This window comes from Fibrella musci, from assembly GCF_041321105.1.
Classification (GTDB): domain Bacteria; phylum Bacteroidota; class Bacteroidia; order Cytophagales; family Spirosomataceae; genus Fibrella; species Fibrella musci.
In genome coordinates this window covers 627,122-644,339 of record NZ_JBGGWD010000002.1, presented here as the reverse complement: position 1 = coordinate 644,339, position 17,218 = coordinate 627,122, and the positions used below count along the sequence as shown (strand labels likewise).

15 protein-coding genes and 1 tRNA gene are annotated in these 17,218 nt (G+C 53.2%); 11 read left to right on the top strand and 5 right to left on the bottom strand.

Annotated features, from left to right (window positions below; all coding sequences use genetic code 11):
• The first annotated feature begins 101 nt into the window (after positions 1–101).
• The 4 genes from ACAW74_RS08400 to ACAW74_RS08385 all read left to right on the top strand — a co-directional run bounded on the left by ACAW74_RS08400 (position 102) and on the right by ACAW74_RS08385 (position 4,289).
• Positions 102–1,172 (top strand): NAD-dependent epimerase/dehydratase family protein, encoded by a 1,071-nt coding sequence (locus ACAW74_RS08400; protein ID WP_370697738.1) that lies wholly within the window; start codon positions 102–104, stop codon positions 1,170–1,172.
• Between the two features lie 107 nt (positions 1,173–1,279).
• On the top strand, positions 1,280–2,245 hold the full coding sequence (locus tag ACAW74_RS08395) for a glycoside hydrolase family protein (protein ID WP_370697737.1): 966 nt from the start codon (positions 1,280–1,282) through the stop codon (positions 2,243–2,245).
• 139 nt (positions 2,246–2,384) lie between these two features.
• Positions 2,385–3,209: a phytanoyl-CoA dioxygenase family protein gene (locus ACAW74_RS08390; protein ID WP_370697736.1), complete on the top strand. Its 825-nt coding sequence runs from the start codon at positions 2,385–2,387 to the stop codon at positions 3,207–3,209.
• Positions 3,210–3,323: 114 nt separating this feature from the next.
• Complete coding sequence (locus tag ACAW74_RS08385) at positions 3,324–4,289, top strand: glycosyltransferase family 2 protein (protein ID WP_370697735.1); 966 nt, start codon at positions 3,324–3,326, stop codon at positions 4,287–4,289.
• Positions 4,290–4,343: 54 nt separating this feature from the next.
• Here ACAW74_RS08385 and ACAW74_RS08380 read toward each other — a convergent pair whose 3' ends face one another.
• Positions 4,344–5,225 (bottom strand): OmpA family protein, encoded by an 882-nt coding sequence (locus tag ACAW74_RS08380; protein ID WP_370697734.1) that lies wholly within the window; start codon positions 5,223–5,225, stop codon positions 4,344–4,346.
• Between the two features lie 344 nt (positions 5,226–5,569).
• On the opposite strand from ACAW74_RS08380, the gene ACAW74_RS08375 reads away from it, so the two are divergent.
• On the top strand, positions 5,570–6,475 hold the full coding sequence (locus tag ACAW74_RS08375; protein WP_370697733.1) for a DUF1444 domain-containing protein: 906 nt from the start codon (positions 5,570–5,572) through the stop codon (positions 6,473–6,475).
• A gap of 69 nt (positions 6,476–6,544) precedes the next feature.
• On the opposite strand, the gene ACAW74_RS08370 is transcribed toward ACAW74_RS08375, so the two are convergent.
• Positions 6,545–7,246 carry a 3-keto-disaccharide hydrolase gene (locus tag ACAW74_RS08370; protein ID WP_370697732.1) on the bottom strand — a complete coding sequence of 234 codons (702 nt, stop codon included), beginning with the start codon at positions 7,244–7,246 and terminating at the stop codon, positions 6,545–6,547.
• A 91-nt stretch (positions 7,247–7,337) separates the two neighbouring features.
• Positions 7,338–8,417: a hypothetical protein gene (locus ACAW74_RS08365; protein ID WP_370697731.1), complete on the bottom strand. Its 1,080-nt coding sequence runs from the start codon at positions 8,415–8,417 to the stop codon at positions 7,338–7,340.
• Positions 8,418–8,604: 187 nt separating this feature from the next.
• Here ACAW74_RS08365 and ACAW74_RS08360 point away from each other — a divergent pair, with 187 nt between their 5' ends.
• Positions 8,605–9,288 (top strand): TVP38/TMEM64 family protein, encoded by a 684-nt coding sequence (locus ACAW74_RS08360; protein WP_370697730.1) that lies wholly within the window; start codon positions 8,605–8,607, stop codon positions 9,286–9,288.
• 6 nt (positions 9,289–9,294) lie between these two features.
• On the opposite strand, the gene ACAW74_RS08355 is transcribed toward ACAW74_RS08360, so the two are convergent.
• Entirely contained in the window at positions 9,295–10,230 is a 936-nt protein-coding gene (locus ACAW74_RS08355; RefSeq protein WP_370697729.1) for a metallophosphoesterase family protein, read from the bottom strand.
• Between the two features lie 140 nt (positions 10,231–10,370).
• Here ACAW74_RS08355 and ACAW74_RS08350 point away from each other — a divergent pair, with 140 nt between their 5' ends.
• Together ACAW74_RS08350 and ACAW74_RS08345 are read left to right on the top strand one after the other, a co-directional pair.
• Positions 10,371–11,051: an alpha/beta fold hydrolase gene (locus tag ACAW74_RS08350; RefSeq protein WP_370697728.1), complete on the top strand. Its 681-nt coding sequence runs from the start codon at positions 10,371–10,373 to the stop codon at positions 11,049–11,051.
• A gap of 117 nt (positions 11,052–11,168) precedes the next feature.
• Positions 11,169–11,240 (top strand) — tRNA-Arg (locus tag ACAW74_RS08345).
• Positions 11,241–11,447: 207 nt separating this feature from the next.
• Here the strand turns inward: ACAW74_RS08345 and ACAW74_RS08340 are convergent.
• On the bottom strand, positions 11,448–11,609 hold the full coding sequence (locus ACAW74_RS08340; RefSeq protein WP_370698031.1) for a lmo0937 family membrane protein: 162 nt from the start codon (positions 11,607–11,609) through the stop codon (positions 11,448–11,450).
• 691 nt (positions 11,610–12,300) lie between these two features.
• Between ACAW74_RS08340 and ACAW74_RS08335 the strand changes: the two genes are divergently transcribed.
• From ACAW74_RS08335 to ACAW74_RS08325, 3 genes are all read left to right on the top strand, one after another.
• A complete protein-coding gene (locus ACAW74_RS08335; RefSeq protein ID WP_370697727.1) occupies positions 12,301–12,693 on the top strand; it encodes a hypothetical protein in 393 nt (130 codons plus the stop codon).
• A 91-nt stretch (positions 12,694–12,784) separates the two neighbouring features.
• Complete coding sequence (locus ACAW74_RS08330; protein WP_370697726.1) at positions 12,785–15,937, top strand: efflux RND transporter permease subunit; 3,153 nt, start codon at positions 12,785–12,787, stop codon at positions 15,935–15,937.
• Between the two features lie 51 nt (positions 15,938–15,988).
• A complete protein-coding gene (locus ACAW74_RS08325) occupies positions 15,989–17,164 on the top strand; it encodes an efflux RND transporter periplasmic adaptor subunit (protein WP_370697725.1) in 1,176 nt (391 codons plus the stop codon).
• The last annotated feature ends 54 nt before the right edge of the window (positions 17,165–17,218 follow it).

The window sequence follows — 17,218 nt, the reverse complement described above, 5'->3', positions numbered from 1 at the left end:
GCCAAGCAGTATAACTTTTTTGCGTTACTTTGTCGCAGCGAACTGTAGGTCCATTTAGGACTTTTTAGATAATACATATTGACAGACAAGCCATTGACGCTATGAATATTGCACTTGTTACAGGCTCGGCAGGCCTCATCGGGAGTGAATCTGTTGCCTTTTTTTCAGATAAGTTTGATCTGGTTGTTGGTATCGACAACAACATGCGGCAGTATTTCTTTGGTGCCGACGGCTCAACCGAGTGGAACCGTAACCGACTGGAAGAAGCCTATACCAATTACGCTCACCGCCCCGCCGATATTCGCGAGGTGTCGCAGCTGGAGCCAATCTTCAAGGAGTTTGGAGCCGACATCAAACTGATTGTGCACACCGCTGCTCAGCCGAGCCACGACTGGGCCGCCCGCGAACCCTTCACTGATTTCTCGGTGAATGCCAACGGCACGCTTAATTTGCTGGAAATGACCCGTCAGCATTGCCCCGAGGCGGTGTTCATCTTTACGTCGACCAACAAAGTATACGGCGATAACCCCAACTTCCTGCCGCTCGTTGAAACGGAAACGCGCTGGGAGATCGATCAGAATCACCCCTATTTCGAGAACGGGATCGATGAGCACATGAGCATCGACCACACCAAGCACTCTCTGTTTGGGGCTTCGAAGGTGGCTGCCGACGTGCTGGTGCAGGAATATGGCCGGTATTTTGGCATGAAAACCGCCATTTTCCGGGGTGGTTGCCTCACGGGGCCTAACCACTCGGGGGCGCAGCTGCATGGCTTCCTGTCGTACCTGATGAAGTGCGCCATCACAGGCAATCAATACACGATCTTCGGCTACAAAGGCAAACAGGTACGTGACAATATCCACAGCTATGACCTGGTCAACATGTTCTGGCATTTCTACCAGAACCCGCGCCCCGGCGAAGTATACAATGCTGGCGGTGGTCGCTACGCCAACTGCTCGATGCTCGAAGGCATTGCCCTCTGCGAAGAGATTTCGGGCAATAAAATGAACTACACCTATTCGGAAACGAACCGCATTGGTGACCACATCTGGTATATTTCTGACCTGTCGAAGTTCAAGGAGCACTACCCCGGCTGGAACTGGACCTTCGATCTGAAGCAGACACTCGTTCAAATCCACGATAGCATGGCCGCCCGCCTGCAACACGTTTAAATCAGGTTGGCGTTTGTTGTTGGGACTGCCGTTGCTTGCCAATGCCGAGTCAGGTACGTTGGCAGCGTAGCAGTGAACCCCAGTCAGCAAACGCCAAACTTCATTCTATGACTTGGAGTAAGAAAGGGCTGGTGTTTAAGCCCGATGCGTCGTTGCCGTTTAGTCAAACGCACGCTCAGGTACCGTTTGGTTTTCCATTGGCCGACACCAATCGGCTGCGCGTTTATTTCGCTACCCGCGACGCGCAACGGCAGTCGGCTACCACGTTCGTCGAACTGGATGCCAACGATTTTTCGAAGGTGCTGTACGTACACGACAAGCCCTGTATCAAGCACGGGGCGGTAGGTACGTTCGATGAAACGGGTGTTATGCCCTCATGGTTTCTGAACGTACCGGGCGAGGATGGTACGAACGAAATCTGGCTGTACTACACAGGCTGGAACAAAAGCGAAACGGCTCATTATCGCCTCGGTATCGGTCTGGCCATCAGCCGCGACGGGGGGCTTACCTTTGAGCGCGCCTTCACGGGGCCGCTACTGGACCGATATATTTTCGATCAGGTATGGGTAGCGCAGCCGTGCGTCATGCGCGAACCGCAAGCCGATGGCACCGTTCGCTGGCGGATGTGGTACCTGTCGTGCACCAAAATCGAGATCATCGATGGTCATCCTGAACCGTTTTACGACGTGAAATATGCCGAATCGGCCGACGGTATCCATTGGAACCGTACTGGACAGGTTTGCGTAGGCTACGACGAATTTACCGATGCGATTGGCCGCCCTACAGTGTTTAAGGAAGGGGATCTGTACAAGATGTACTTTTCTTACCGGTCGGCAACGCACTACCGCACCGACGTGGAGCGCAGCTACCGGATCGGCTACGCTGAATCGACGGACGGTATCAACTGGACGCGCCGCGACGAACTGGCAGGTATCGAACGATCAGCAGATGGGTGGGATTCCCAAATGATGGATTATTGCCACATTATTGAACACCAGAACCGCTGGACGATGTTCTACAATGGCAACGGCTTTGGTGCGTCGGGTTTTGGCTACGCCATTCGGGAAGACTAACTTGCTTTTGGAACCATAATTGCCGAATTATGAGGTAGATCATAAACGGCATTGATCCAGAACAGCGCGGCCTTGGCCCAGGCAGTATGTACTTCGTGTCGTGGCATCAGGCCATCAGTCAACTCATCTACAGATTATTATGCTTACTTCTGCGCAGATAGAACAGTATAAAGAGCAGGGATTCCTGCTGTTGAAAGGCGTTTTGCCGAAAGAAGTCATTGAGCCAATTTACCGGGAGGCGCGCGCCATTTTTGCCCGGCAGATCGAGCGGGTATTGGGTCAGAAAGTCGATATCGACGACCGCGACGCGTTCGAGGCAGCGATGTTTGCGTTCTTCGAAGCAGATTTCAATGCGTTTTCGAGCACTGGCAAGACCGTACAGCACACCATCGCCCTGCACAAGCTGGGTGTGAGCGACGAGATCATCGACGCCATCAAAGCGTTGGGGCTGACTGAGCCGGTGATTGCCGTGCGGCCATCGATGCAGTTCAACAGCCGATTCCTGTCGAAAGACGGAAATACCTACTGGCGGCTGGGCGCGCATCAGGACTGGCGCAACGGACAGGGCTCACTCGATAGCGTGGTAGTGTGGTTCCCCATGGTGCCGGCCGGCGAAGAAATCGGGGCGTTGCAGGTCATTCCGGGCAGCCACCGCGACGGGCTGATGCAGGCAGACGCCGCTGGCTATGCTGGCGTGATTGGCGAAGAGATCGACGACAGTCGGTACGTACAGACCGAATACGAAGTAGGGGATATGCTCTTCTTCTCGGCACTGCTGGTGCACCGGTCGGGCAACAACGTGACGCGCAACATCCGCTGGTCGGTGCAGTTACGGTATAACAACCTGGCCGAGCCAACGTTCATCGAGCGCGGCTATCCCATGCCGTACATCTACCGCCCTCAGGACGAACTCATTACCCCCGATTTCCCCACGTCGGAGCAAATCCGGGAGGTGTACGCTTAAAATAAGTCCAGAGTACTTAGTGCCGAGTCTGGAAGGTCGTTGTCGTGTTGCTTACGCAGTCAACTCGTTAAACGGACTTTCCAGACTCGGCACTAAGTACTCTGGACTCCAAGTATGAAAGTCAGCGTTTGTATCGCCACGTATAATCAGGAGAAGTTTATTGGGAAGGCCATCGAAAGTGCGCTGGCGCAGCAGGTTAACTTCCCTATGGAGATTCTGGTTGGCGATGATTTTTCGACCGATAACACCCGGGCCGTTGTTCAGACCTATATCGATCGGTATCCTGATGTGGTCAAGCCCGTTTTTCATCCGCGCAATCTGGGGCAAAATGGGCTGTTTAACGCGATGGAAACCTTCAAACTGGCTAAGGGAACGTACCTGGCTTCGTTTGATGGCGACGATTACTGGACCGACTCACTGAAGCTACAGAAACAGGTCGATTTCCTCGACGCCCATCCTGACTTTGTGGCTTGCTACCACAACGCCCTCATCACTTACGAAGACGGCTCGCCGAGCCACATTCTCAATCCGCCTGATCAGCCAGCCGTATCAACACTCGATGATCTGATCGGTGAGGACGAAATCTGGTTTATGGCGACGTCGAGCGTGCTATTCCGGAATGTACTGCACACGTACCCAGCTTGGTTTATGCGGTCGGTCAGCGGCGACATTCCGCGTTACATTCTGCTGGCTAAGCACGGCAAAATTGGCTACCTGCCCGACGTGATGTCGGTTTACCGAAAGAATCAGGGCGGGACCAGTTTCACCGATAAGTATCATGATGCCGTCTTTCTGCGTAACCGCATCGACATGTACGAGGGCATCAATCAGGAACTGGACTACCGCTATGACCGCAAGCTGAAACGGAACATTGCGCGGTATTACAAGATGATGCTCGAAAGCGAACAATACCGTGATCGCTATTATCCGCGCAATCTGCTGGCGGCCAAATACCTTTGGTTGGGACGTCCGGATGCTGCCGAACGCAAACTGATTCTGCAACAGTACATTATTCCGCCTCCGTTGATGAAGCTGTATAGCCGCGTGGCTATTGGGCTGGGTAATCTCCGGCGGTCTTAAACACAAAAAGCCCCGGTCATCACTGACCGGGGCTTTTTGTGTTATCAGCTAAGCTTATTTGCCTTGTGAACCGCTCGACAGCAGGTTAAAGAACTGATCGAGTTTCGGTGTCAGGATGATCTCGGTGCGGCGGTTTACGCGACGGCCTTCCGGCGAACCGTTATCATCTTTCGGAATGAACTCACCCCGGCCACCAGCCGTGAGGCGCGTGGGGCTAACCCCAAACTTGGTTTGCAGCAACCGCGATACGGCCGTAGCCCGCAGTACGCTCAGGTCCCAGTTGTCTTTCAGCACACCCGACGTAAACGGAACGTTGTCGGTATGGCCTTCAACCAGAATGTCGAGTTCGTTATGGTCGTTTACGACCTTGGCCACTTTGGCCAGTACGGCCTCCGCTTGCGGGTTCACGTCAAATTTACCCGTGTTGAACAGCAGTTTGTCGGAGATCGATACGTACACGACGCCTTTCTTCACTTCCACCTGTACGTCCTGATCGTTGATGTCGGCCAGTGAGCGTTTCAGGTTCATCACCAGCGCCAGGTTAAGCGAATCTTTGCTCCGAATCTGGCTATTGATGTTGTTAACGTACCGCGTTTGCTCGTTGAGGGTTTCGAGCGATTTCTTGATACTTTCGGCACCTTGCTTGCTCACTACCGAGAGGTCACTCATGCGGTCGAGCAGGTTGGTGTTGGTTTTCTTCAGGTAATCGATCTGGCTTTGCAGATCGCCCATCTGACTGGTCTTGGTAGCCAGTTCAGCATCTCTGTTCTTGATAGTTGCCTGGAGGTCAGCGGTGCGTTTCTCGCAGTTGTTTAAGTCGGCCACGGTTTTCTCGTGGGCGGCTTGGAGGTTAATCAGTTCAGCTTTGCGCTTCTTGCTGGCCGCGCAGGATGAGAGCATTGCCAACCCTGCACAAACGATCAATACATTCTTCATGAATAAATAAAAAAGTGTTGAGATTCCCTCTCACTGTTAGTTGAGGTAGGCACCGCATCGGAGAAATGGCCCTTACTACTGCCAAAAACAAAAAACAGAGCTGTTTCTCCCATTATGGAACCACAAAATTAGCATTATTTCGGGAAATGCCGGTAGGTGCTTAAAAATCAGTCGCCTACAGGCAATTACTGGTTTGGCATAGTCCGTGCCGGCGAATAGACGTACCTAACAAAGCAGTTAGTGGCCCACTACTAACCATGGAAATTTATTCGTATCTTTCTAATACGATGTTTGGATTATTTCGACGTAAGCAACCTGCCGCAGCGCCCATCGGTTTTAGTCTTATGCGTGACCATTTGCACCCTTTACCAACTCACCTGACGAGTTTACTGAACGCTGACGAGTACAACGAAATTTTGCAGTTGACCATTGAACAGATCAGTTTGAAGGGCAATGTGGAGTCGATAGCGGAAGACGGCGTCATTACCATTCAGTTCGACAAGCAGAAAGGACCCACCCGGTTCTACATGGACAATCTGCTGCGAAAATGCAAAGCCGCCGACCGGGACGAATGGCCTGACCTGATTGCCGGACACGTGAAGGTACTGCCCATCAACAGCGCGGCGATTACCTATATCTACAAAGATTTTGAGTTTGCCGCGCCCCTGTTGAAAGTGCAGGTGAAACCGTCGGGTTTTGCTAAAGACATTATGCAGGACTGCGTATATCGGGAAGATTTTCCAGGTACGTTCACGTTTCTGGTGATCGACTTTGAAGAAGCCCTGCATTATGTGCGCCGTAGCGAAATCACCGAGTGGGAGGCGTCAGACACGTACCTGTTCGACACCGCGCTGGACAACATAGCACGCGAAGAACTGAGCCTGACAGCCTACGAGCTAGCCAACACGCTTACGGTTTTCAGCTTGTTTCATAACGATTTTGCCGCGGCGGCGGCGGTCGAACTGACGCGCAACGCCGAAGACGTGGTCGGGGCCTACGGCGCGGTGGTGAGCATTCCGGCCAAAGGCACGGTGTTTATTCACCCGATCGAAGCTGATACGGTTATGGAATACATTGTGGCTTCACATGAGATGATCCACGACTTCTACACGCAGGAGGTGTATTCAGTCACAGAGACGTATTACTGGTTCTACGAAGGTCGTTATGAACGATTTCCATTGCGTGTGGAAGGCAGCAGCGCCTACCTATCCTACCCGCCGGAACTGATTCGGCTATTGGAAACCGATTGATAGCTAAAAAGCCACCGTATCTGATCATACGGTGGCCTTCTAGCTACGAAGTTAAAAGAGGTGATTGGCCTACAACTCGCGGATGCGCATGTTACGGTACCACACCTTTTCTTTCGGGCTGTGGCACTGAAGCGCAATATGCCCCTTGGCATGTGGGGTCGCGTAGGGCCACTTGGCAAACTTGCTCTTGGCGAGATGGGCTTTCCAGTCGTCGCTACCGTAGTGGTACTCTACCACTTTTTTGCCGTTCAGGTAATGCTCTACATGGTCATTGTTGACCACGATCCGTCCCTTGTTCCACTCGCCGATGGGCTTGATCAGGTTGAGGTTATTGGGCTCATACATATCATAGGCGGCACCGGTGAGCTGGCTTTTGGCCAGTTCAATTTTCTTCCCATCCTGATCGCGCCAGTCGAAGCCCTTGTCGTCAATAACCTGATACTCGGGGCCCGACATGTAAGTGGTAGCAATGTCGGGGCGGTCGTCTACTTTGTAGATAACGCCGCTGTTGCTGCCTTTCGGGAGCTTGAATTCAAATTCCAGATCGAAGTTTTCGTAGGCTTTGTCGGTTACCAGATCGCCACCTGTCCCATCTGGCGTTACGGCACCGTCTTCTACCGACCAGCCGACTACGCCCGTTTTATGGTAGCTATGCCAGCCGGTAATGGATTTACCATCAAACAGATTGACCCATTTGTCTTTCTGGCCAAAACTCATCAGGGCAACAGTCGCTGAGGTAAGCAGGCCCACGGTAAGCAACGTCTTTTTCATGTGAATGTGCGTGTGTTTACACAACAAAGGGGGCTACTGCCTATTTCTAAGCAGTAGCCCCCTGTTAATATGGACTAACGGACGTACCTGACTAGGATGCCATGTCGCGCGCCGCCTGCGGATCATTGTATTTGCGATCGAGTCCGTCGGTCGATTTCGTGTCCGAGCGGTCCCCGTCCCCGTCGTTGTCGAGCATGTCCTGCGCTTTCACACCGCTCTCGTCCATTGCCTCGCGGGGCTGGTTTTGCATCTGAGCGGCTTCGTTGGGCCGTTCGTCGGGGCGGTACTCGTTGGCTACGTCACCGTTGACCCGGTACGGATGCGATGAATCCCCCGTGTTAGGGGTCTCATCCATGCCTTCGTCGTCTGGCCCTGCCGACATACCCACGTATTGCGTGCCGGGAACAGCCTCGCCCGGTTCGACCTGATCGGGTGAGGGTTCCACACCGTTATCGGCTACCGATACGGACGATGTACGGGTTGAAGACGTACTATTACCAACGTACCCAACCGCCGGAAACTGCGAAAAGCCAACAGCATTGCTCCGGGCGTTGATCTCGTGCGACCGGCCTGGTTCGCTCGGCTCGGTGATCTCGGGCCGGTCGGGTTGCGGTGAACCGGGCAGATCAGGAATTTCGGGGCCGGGCGAGGGCGGGGTTGGCGGCTGCGGTGTTTCGGGAGCAGCCGGCACCGGGTTGTTCGGATCAGGCGTAGACGGCGTAGTAGGTACCATATCGGCGCTAAAACCCGAGAACGTATTGGTCTGATCGGCGCCGTTGGCCTGCGTACGGTCGGTAGGCGTCGAGTCGTTGGCCGCTGCGGTGTTGGCAGGCTGATTATCGGTCAGGCCGGCTTCAGCGATAAGGCTATCAGCGGGCATTGTTTCGGCCTCGCCATCAATACCATCGCCTACGCGCAGCGCAGCGTCTGAGTTTTCATACGTTTTTTCGTCGTAGCCTTGGAGACTCCGCTCTTCGTCGCTGCTATAGCGATTACGGAGTTGTTCGTCCATGACGTCGTCGTTGGTATCGCCAATGGGCGTAAGCTTACCGTCGACCAGTTTAACCATGTTTGTTTCGGCCTGATCGGCACCAAACATCGTTTCTGCGTTTTCGTTAGAGACCATGTTGGCCTGTTGAGCGCCGTCGGAAAGAGCTGATGAAGCAGCCATATGCTAGGTGGTTTAGTTGTCAGAAAATATGTGTCTGTTTAACCTATGCCATCTTGAATAGTTTAGAAATGTGATGATTCGGCGCTAGCCCACACCGCATACTCGACGAGAAAACCATTGGCGCCGATCTGGTGTCTATGGAGTATCGTTTGTGTTTCGTTATTTACACTCCCACCCCCTACAACCCATGGCGAATCGCCTGCAAAAGGCTTTGACGGGCCCGGCTTTGCTCGGCCTTTTATTGTCTGTATTACCTGTTCTGACAAGCTCCTGGATTACGTACTACGCCGTTAATCACGAGGCGCAGATTGCGTTGTTTACCGCCTCAGACTGGGCGCTGATCACGCTGGTATGTAGCCTGGGCTGTGCGTTTGCCCTGATGCTGCCGACACCACTGGCGCTTGTTTTTGGCTATTTTATCGGCTGGCAGGCTACCTTGCCGCTCTTCATCATCAACATGTCGGCCATTCTGTTAGTCAATCTGGTCGTGCGGTGGTTTGACCATGATCGTATCCGTACGCTTATTGAGCAGAACCCAAAAGCGGCCCTGATCATGAGCCGGATCCGGAAGGAAGAACTGAAGTTTATCTTCTTTGCCAAGCTGTCGCCAGCCCTTCCGTTTTCGCTTACCAACATGGTGTTTTCGCTTTCGGGCGCGCAACTGCGCAACATTTTGCTGGGTGGTTTTCTGGGCATGGTACCCCGCACGTTGCTGGCCATCTGGACAGGCGCACAGGCGCATCACATCCGAACCCTGATGGACAATCCGAATCAGGGTACAAGCACGCAGATTGCCGTTGGTGTCTTGCTGCTGGTATCCGTCGCCGGGCTGATTTCGGTACTGAGCCATGCTCTGAAACCGAAAGATTAGTTCCGCCTAATACGGTACGTACTGGTTCTGAACGGACCCATCCTCATAAAGATCGACGAGGGCGTAACCAGCCTGTGTATGCTGGTACTTGCCAAACCACCAGGCACCGCTGACGGCACCATTGCAGTAATAGCTGACGCCATTGTAATCGACGCGGTCGGTGAGGTGGATGTGCCCGCTCAGACAGGCTTTCACGTTTGGGTATTGGTTGAAAAGCTCCATCAATTGGCGGGTGTCGGTGTGCATCCAGCGGCCAGGTACGTTCCAGGTCTGCCCCTCATAGCGTTTCCCATCGAAGAAAACGCAGGCGGCTAGAATGGGTACGTGCGAAAACACCAGCACTGGCGTTGTGGTGGGTACGTTGGCGAGATCCTTTTTTAGCCAGTCGAACTGGGCTTCGTCGAGGTGGGCAGTATACCAGCTTCCGTTGGCATTGGCCTGCACGCTATCCAGCACAATCAAATGCCACCCATTGCGGTCGAGGCTGTAGTATGGCGCCTGAAGCTGCAATTGATCCATTGCCCACCGTTTGCCGTCGGACAGCGCCAGTGCCGACTCCTCGCGACACCAGATGTCGTGATTACCTACGCAGTTCAGGGTGGTGAGGCTGTTATTAGCGGCCAATACCTCGTTGTAAAGCTGCCACTGACGGGCAACGCTACCCCGTCCGCGTCCGTGGGCTTCCATAATGGCATCGCCACCATTCATCAGCAGATCGGGTGGCTCGGGTAGGTTCTGTACGTGATGCAGGCAGCGGGCAAACCCCTTGGCAGCCCCCACCACCGACTGCATGTGTACATCGGTCAGGTGCGCAATGCGTAGCTGGCGTTTGGGCGCCTGAGTGAGTAGGGGCGAGGCAACCCCGGCAGAAAGCCTCAGGTGGGGGAGGGCAAGTGAAGCAAAGCCCACTCCGCTTGTTTTCAGCAGGTTCCGGCGATTCATAGTCCGTGATCTTGCCAACAAAAGTGCCTCCGAGGTATGACGTATACGTGAGCCAACCGTTACCAATCGATTAAGACTCGGCGCATGCAGTGCTTTTTCGTAATGTTGCCACAACAAACGCACTGTCAACGTGTGCTTTTATGCGACTTATTTACATTCATGGGTACGTCGAAGACCCCGGCATTTTCGATAAACTGGCCCCTTTGCTACCCGGCGAATCGGTACTGAAGCTGAATTTGCAGGATGAATTTGCCCGCTGGAATCCCAACGATCGGGTGGTCAACGTGTCGTCACTGGCGGCGTACCTGGCCAATACATACCAGATAGGGCCGGCCGATGTGGTGATTGGCCATTCGATGGGTGGCTGGATTGCGGTTAACCTGAAAGCGCAAACCGGCTGTGGCGCGGTACAGATATCCTCCTATACCGACCCTCGGAAGATCGTGACCATCACGCGCAATGTTGCACTACTGAAGTGGCTGGTACGACTGGGGCTGGTGCAAAGCCGACGCTTCGCCCGCTATGCCCTGAGCAAATACCCGTTTGAGCAATCGCGGGCCTTACACCGACAACTGATCGGAGCGATGTGCGCGCAGCCCCAGCGCTATATCTATCAGCAACTGCGCGTATTGCTGGCTCCGCCTCATGTACCGCCCGCTATGCCCGACGTGCGTATTCATACTCGCCCCGACAATGTGTTGCGTGTCCCCGATGAGCCTTATCATGAAACACCGGGTGATCATTTCAATCTGGTGTTTCACCCCGACGAGGTCGCTGCTCCCATTCTAACGTACCTGGCAAACCGGCCAGTAGTTGCCTGATGCGTGGGTAAGAACGACGCTGTCGAAACAAAATCATGAAGCCTCACTACCGCAATTAATCGGCAACGTGTATATTTGCACTCCCAAACACGCAGCAGGTCTGCTGGTAGGGATGCCGCTCCCGTAGTTCAATGGATAGAATTATGGTTTCCGGTACCATCGATAGGGGTTCGAATCCCTTCGGGAGCACAAACAAAAAGGCTAACTTGCTGATACCTGCGAGTTAGCCTTTTTTATGCCTCTGCTAATGGAAAACGACCGGATCAAAGCAGTCCGGTCGCTTTTCTATATTCTCATCATTGATGACGAGAGAAGTAATATCAGTTTTGGTTCTGCACAGAATAGCTACAATTGACTCAGTGAGTGACACAAAAAATAGCCTCAATACTTACCTATTCAGACGCCTCTTCCTTGAATCAATCGGAAAAGCACGGCGATGATAGCAATGACCAGCAGTATATGAATGATACCGCCTAAGCCAAAGCTGTTAAAACCTAAGAAGCCTAATAGCCAGATGATTACGAGGATTACGGCTATGGTGTACAGTAAATTTCCCATGACAGTGAAGTTGGTTGTTGTCTCGACTGAACAGCCATTTGCGTAGATGGTTTGTGACAATTGATTAAGTGGTTCTACAGGCAGAGCAAGCACAAAGAGCGATTGTATGTTGTATCTATATTTTGTTTATATGTAGTTAATGGATATCAAAAAGATTTGTACAAAGTGTATGTTTCCTATTGGATGTATATAAAAATGCATTTGTCACCTAAGACATCCGAGTTTTCTATAACACGAAACATTATTGTACACTTTTAGTTTACAAGCTAATTTGAAATGGGCTATTCGGCTTGTTTATAGCTTGTTAGAACTAAAATTTAAGTCTGATGAATAAATCACTTTATCTTTTCTTGTTGCTCACAGGGTCTGCGGTAACGTTTATTTGGTACTGTGCTGCCCTCGTAGATCTCATTCAAGATCATACAAGTGGGTTTTACGAAACCCATCGGCTGGAGCAATTTATTGAGACCACTGCTATTGTTATTTATACGTATTTCGGTTTTCGTTTTTGTCAACAAAAAATAAACTTTCATTAATAGTTGTTTGTAGGTACAAAAATCAGAGCAGTTGCAACTATTGTTGAATAGTAAGCGCCTGATCATGTTAAAATACATAGAGTATTCAGATAGCCTATAATTGTTAATGATCAGCCGATAGCCAAGTAGTCAGCTAGATGGGCTATTTTTGTAGTATGAAATCCATCACGGCTTTCTTCCTGGGCTTGCTCATACTGGCTGGTAGTCTGTTTCCGCAGACAGACGTGGAAGAAGTCTATAAAATTCCCGGCTTACTGGCTCATTATCAGGTACACAAGCAGGCGGCCGGTCGTGATTTCGATTTCTGGCAGTTTCTCGACATGCACTATAACCCCTCGTCGGAACACGCCAAGACACCACATAAAGGGGTTAAGATCCCCCTCTTCAATCACCTGTCGTTAGGACTGATTTTCACGGTACCACAACCGCAGCGCTTCTGTGTTGATCTGCTGGTTGAACGGCTGATCTACCAGCCTCATTTCTCGTACCAGAATCTGTATTGCTTTCGCGCCGCTGCGCTGCTGTTTCAGCCCCCTCAGCTCGGATAACTCGCTTTTTGTATTGGTCTGTAGTTCACCACACGTACCCAACAGTGTGTCGTGGGCTTGCTGGCTTTTTCATTATCAACGAGTTATCTGTATGCTCTATAAACTCATTCAGTTCAGCATCCGTCAGAAGCTGATGGTGGTGCTGGGCGTACTGGCGTTGATCGCCTGGGGTACGTATGCCTTGCGGCAACTCCCAATCGACGCCATTCCCGACATTACAAACAATCAGGTCCAGGTTATTACGCAGGCCCCGTCGCTGGCGGCTCAGGAAACCGAGCAGTTCATCACGTTTCCGCTCGAAACAACCCTGCGCAACGTACCTGGCGTGACCGAAATCCGGTCGATTTCCCGCTTTGGGCTTTCTGTGATCACGGTGGTATTTGAAGAAGCTACCCCGACGTTTCTGGCTCGTCAGCTTGTCACGGAGCAACTTAAAGCTGCGGAAGGCTCACTCATTGCTGGAACACCCCAACTCGCACCGGTTACAACCGGGCTGGGAGAGATTTATCAGTACGTAATCCGCCCTGCGGATGGCTACGAACATACCTACTCGCCCACCGAACTGCGCACTATTCAGGACTGGCTCGTGAAACGGCAATTGGCGGGTGTGCCTGGTGTGGTGGACATCAGCAGTCTGGGCGGATACCTGAAAGAATACGAAGTACGCATTGATCCCGAACGCCTGCGGGGCATGAACACAACGCTAACTGAGGTGATGGATGCTCTTTCGGTCAACAATGCCAACACTGGAGGTAGTTACATCGAAAAAGGACAGGAAGCGTTTTTTATTCGGGGCGAAGGCATGGCCAAAAGTCCCGACGAAATCGGGCAGATCGTGGTCAAGCAGGCCGGGTCTGTGCCTGTGCTGGTGCGCGACGTAGCCGAGGTTGGCTTTGGTCACGCAGTACGCTATGGGGCTATGACCCGAAACGGAAAGGGTGAGGTTGTGGGTGGTATTGTGCTGATGCTGAAAGGGGCTTCGTCGGAAACGACCATCGCCGGAGTTAAAGAACGCATTGATCAAATCCAGAAAAGTATTCCGCCTGGTTTGGTGATCGAGCCTTTTCTGGATCGTAAGGTTCTCATCGACAAAGCAATCCACACCGTAGCCAAGAACCTGCTCGAAGGCGGGCTGATCGTGATGAGCGTTCTGCTGCTGCTGTTGGGTAACTGGCGGGCGGGGCTGGTAGTGGCGTCGGTGATTCCGCTGTGCATGCTTTTTGCGCTCGGCATGATGCATGTATTCGGTGTCTCGGCCAACCTGATGAGCCTGGGAGCTATTGACTTTGGTCTGCTGGTCGACGGGGCCGTGATTATCGTGGAAAGCATGATTTTCAGTATCGTGCACGCCCGCGCTACCCAAAGTCAGTCCATGGATCAGATTGCGCTCGATTCGGCTAGCCGGCTCATGCGCTCGGCCCTGTTTGGGCAACTCATCATCCTGATCGTCTACGTACCTATTCTTTCGCTGACGGGTATTGAAGGGAAGATGTTCCGGCCGATGGCCCTGACCGTGGGCTTTGCCATTATTGGGGCAATGTTGCTCTGCGTCACCTACGTACCTATGATGGCGGCTACGCTGTTGCGGAAAGACATTCGCGAGGAAGGAACACTGGCCGACCGAATTATGAAAGGGCTCTACCGGCTCTACGCACCCCTGCTCAACGGAGCATTGCGCTGGCGAAAAACGGTTCTGATGGCGTCTGTAGCGTTGCTGGTGGGTGCTGGCTGTTTGTTTAGCCAGATGGGCGGTGAATTTATTCCGAATCTGGACGAAGGTGATCTTGCCATTAGCCTGACGCTCAAACCAGGCTCCTCGCTTTCGCAGACCATCGCGACAACCCAGCGGCTGGAAACGCTGCTGAAAGGCGGTTTCCCGGAGGTGATCGATGTGGTTTCCAAAATAGGTACCGCCGAGATCCCCACCGACCCCATGCCCATTGAAGGCGGCGACATCATTGTTCGCTTAAAGGAACCGTCTAGCTGGACCTCGGCAGCTACCAAGGAAGAGTTGATTCAGAAGATGCAGCGCGCCCTGAGTGTTCTGCCGGGGCTAAATCTGGAATTTACCCAGCCCATTCAGTTGCGGTTCAACGAGTTAATGACCGGCGTTAAATCCGACATCGCGGTTAAAATTTACGGTGAAGATCTGGCTATTCTGTTCGCAAAGGCCAATCAGGCAGCGGCCAGCATGAAGTCGATCCCCGGTGTTGCCGATATCAAAGTTGAGCAGATTAGCGGCTTGCCTCAGATGCTGGTTACCTACAACCGGCCCCGGTTGGCTCAATACGGTGTTTCGGTCGCTAGCCTGAACCGAGTGCTGAAAGCGGCTTTTGCCGGTGAAACGGCGGGGGTGGTTTTTGAAGGTGAAAAGCGATTCGATCTGGTGGTGCGGCTGGATAGCACGTACCGGCAAACGATCGATAACATCCGGGAGCTATACGTCGACCTGCCCAACGGCAATCAGGTTCCGTTGGATCAGCTGGCGGCTATCCGATACGAAAATGCGCCGATGCAGATTTCGCGCGACGATGCCCGCCGCCGTATTACCATCGGTGTCAACGTGCGGGGTCGCGATGTCGAAAGCCTGGTTGGCGAAATGAAAGCCCGGCTGGAGAAGGATGTAGCCCTGCCGCCGGGCTACAGCTACACCTACGGTGGGCAGTTTGAGAATCTGGTCAAGGCGAAAGAGCGGCTGGCGGTGGCTGTGCCGTTGGCGCTCGTCATGATTGGCCTGCTGCTGTTCGTTACGTTTGGTTCGATGGCGCAGGCATTGCTGATCTTTTCGGCAATTCCTCTTTCGGCCATTGGCGGTGTAATGGCCCTATGGCTGCGGGGTATGCCTTTCAGCATATCGGCTGGTGTCGGGTTCATCGCCCTGTTCGGCATTGCAGTGCTGAACGGTATTGTGCTCATCAGCTACTTCAACCAGCTGGAAGAAGAAGGCGTAACCGACGTAAACCAGCGCGTTCGGCAAGGAACCACCGTTCGGTTCCGACCCGTGGTGATGACCGCCGCCGTGGCCTCGCTGGGGTTCCTGCCAATGGCGCTGTCAATGTCGGCAGGGGCTGAGGTGCAGAAGCCGCTGGCCACGGTTGTCATCGGCGGACTGGTATCGGCCACGCTGCTTACACTGGTTGTGCTGCCGGTACTCTACAGCCTGGTTGCCGCGAAAATCAAGCGACCTCGCCCGTCATCAACCACCGCCGAAGCTTCCGCGTCTTCGCTGGCCGAAATGCACTAATTGGTGGACGCCGTTGAGGCTTCTACCTTCTTTTCCAACACGTCTTTATTTATGAAAAAACAGCAAAATCGTAGCTGCTGGATGGGACTTACGCTGCTGGCGTTGGGCGGTCTGGCGGCCTGTTCGTCATCGACTAAACAACCTGCTGAACACGTTGCAGCTCAGTCCGTAACCAAGCCTAAATCGGGGGTAATCACCATCAGCGAGGCTCAGTTTCGAGAAACGGGCATCAAGCTGGGGGGGCCTGATACGCTTTCGATGGGCGAAACCATTCAGGCGACGGGTAAACTGGAGGCTCCTCCCGACCAATGGGCGTCGGTGCACGCGATTATGGGAGGATTTGTTCGGTCGGCCCATCTGGTCGAGGGCGATTTTGTGCATAAAGGGCAGGTACTGGCCGTACTGGAGCATCCAGACTACGTCAAGCTTCAGCAGGAATACTTGCAGGCACTTGCCAAACACAGCTTTGAGCGGCAGGAACTGGACCGTCAGACAGAACTGAGCCGTGAAGCCGTTGGGGCCCGGCGTAATCTACAGCAATCGACGGCCGATTTTGAAACGACCAAGGCGTTACTGGCCTCGCTGGAAGCACAACTGGCGCAGCTTCACATCCCGCTGGAAACTTTACGGAAGGGTACCATCACCCGAACAATCGCCCTGCGCGCCCCAATCAGTGGGTACGTCGATAAGGTGAATATCCGACTTGGCCAGTTCGTCAATCATACCGACGAACTGGTGGAGATTGTCGGGCGGGAGCGGCTTTATCTGGAGCTGCGGGTGTTTGAAAACGACATTCAGAAAGTAAAAGAAGGGCAGGTGGTGCAGTTCACCATTCCGCAACAGCAGACAGGTACGTTGCGGGCCAGCGTGTATAGGGTGGGACAGGCGTTTGATCCACAAACAAAAACCGTATTGGTACACGCTAACCTGCTGGCCAACAACGGTGCGCGACTGTTGGCGGGTTCTTATATACGGGCTACGGTGTTGGTCAACCCCCGGAGGGTAGCCACGCTGCCCGAGGAAGCCCTGGTGAAAGAAGGTAACCGCTCGTTTGTATACGTCCGGCAGAGGACCGATACAGCTTCTGCATATCAGTTTAAACTGATCCCTGTGCAGACGGGCATTAGTCAGCACAATCAGGTGGAAGTACGGCTACCGGCGGGTGTCGATGCGGCGGATATCGTTCGCGAAGGGGCCTATTTCATCAGTGGCGAGCGCGCCAAATAAAATTCGTCGCTGCTTCGGGGTTGGGGACGTACCTGCGCAGGTACGTCCCCAACC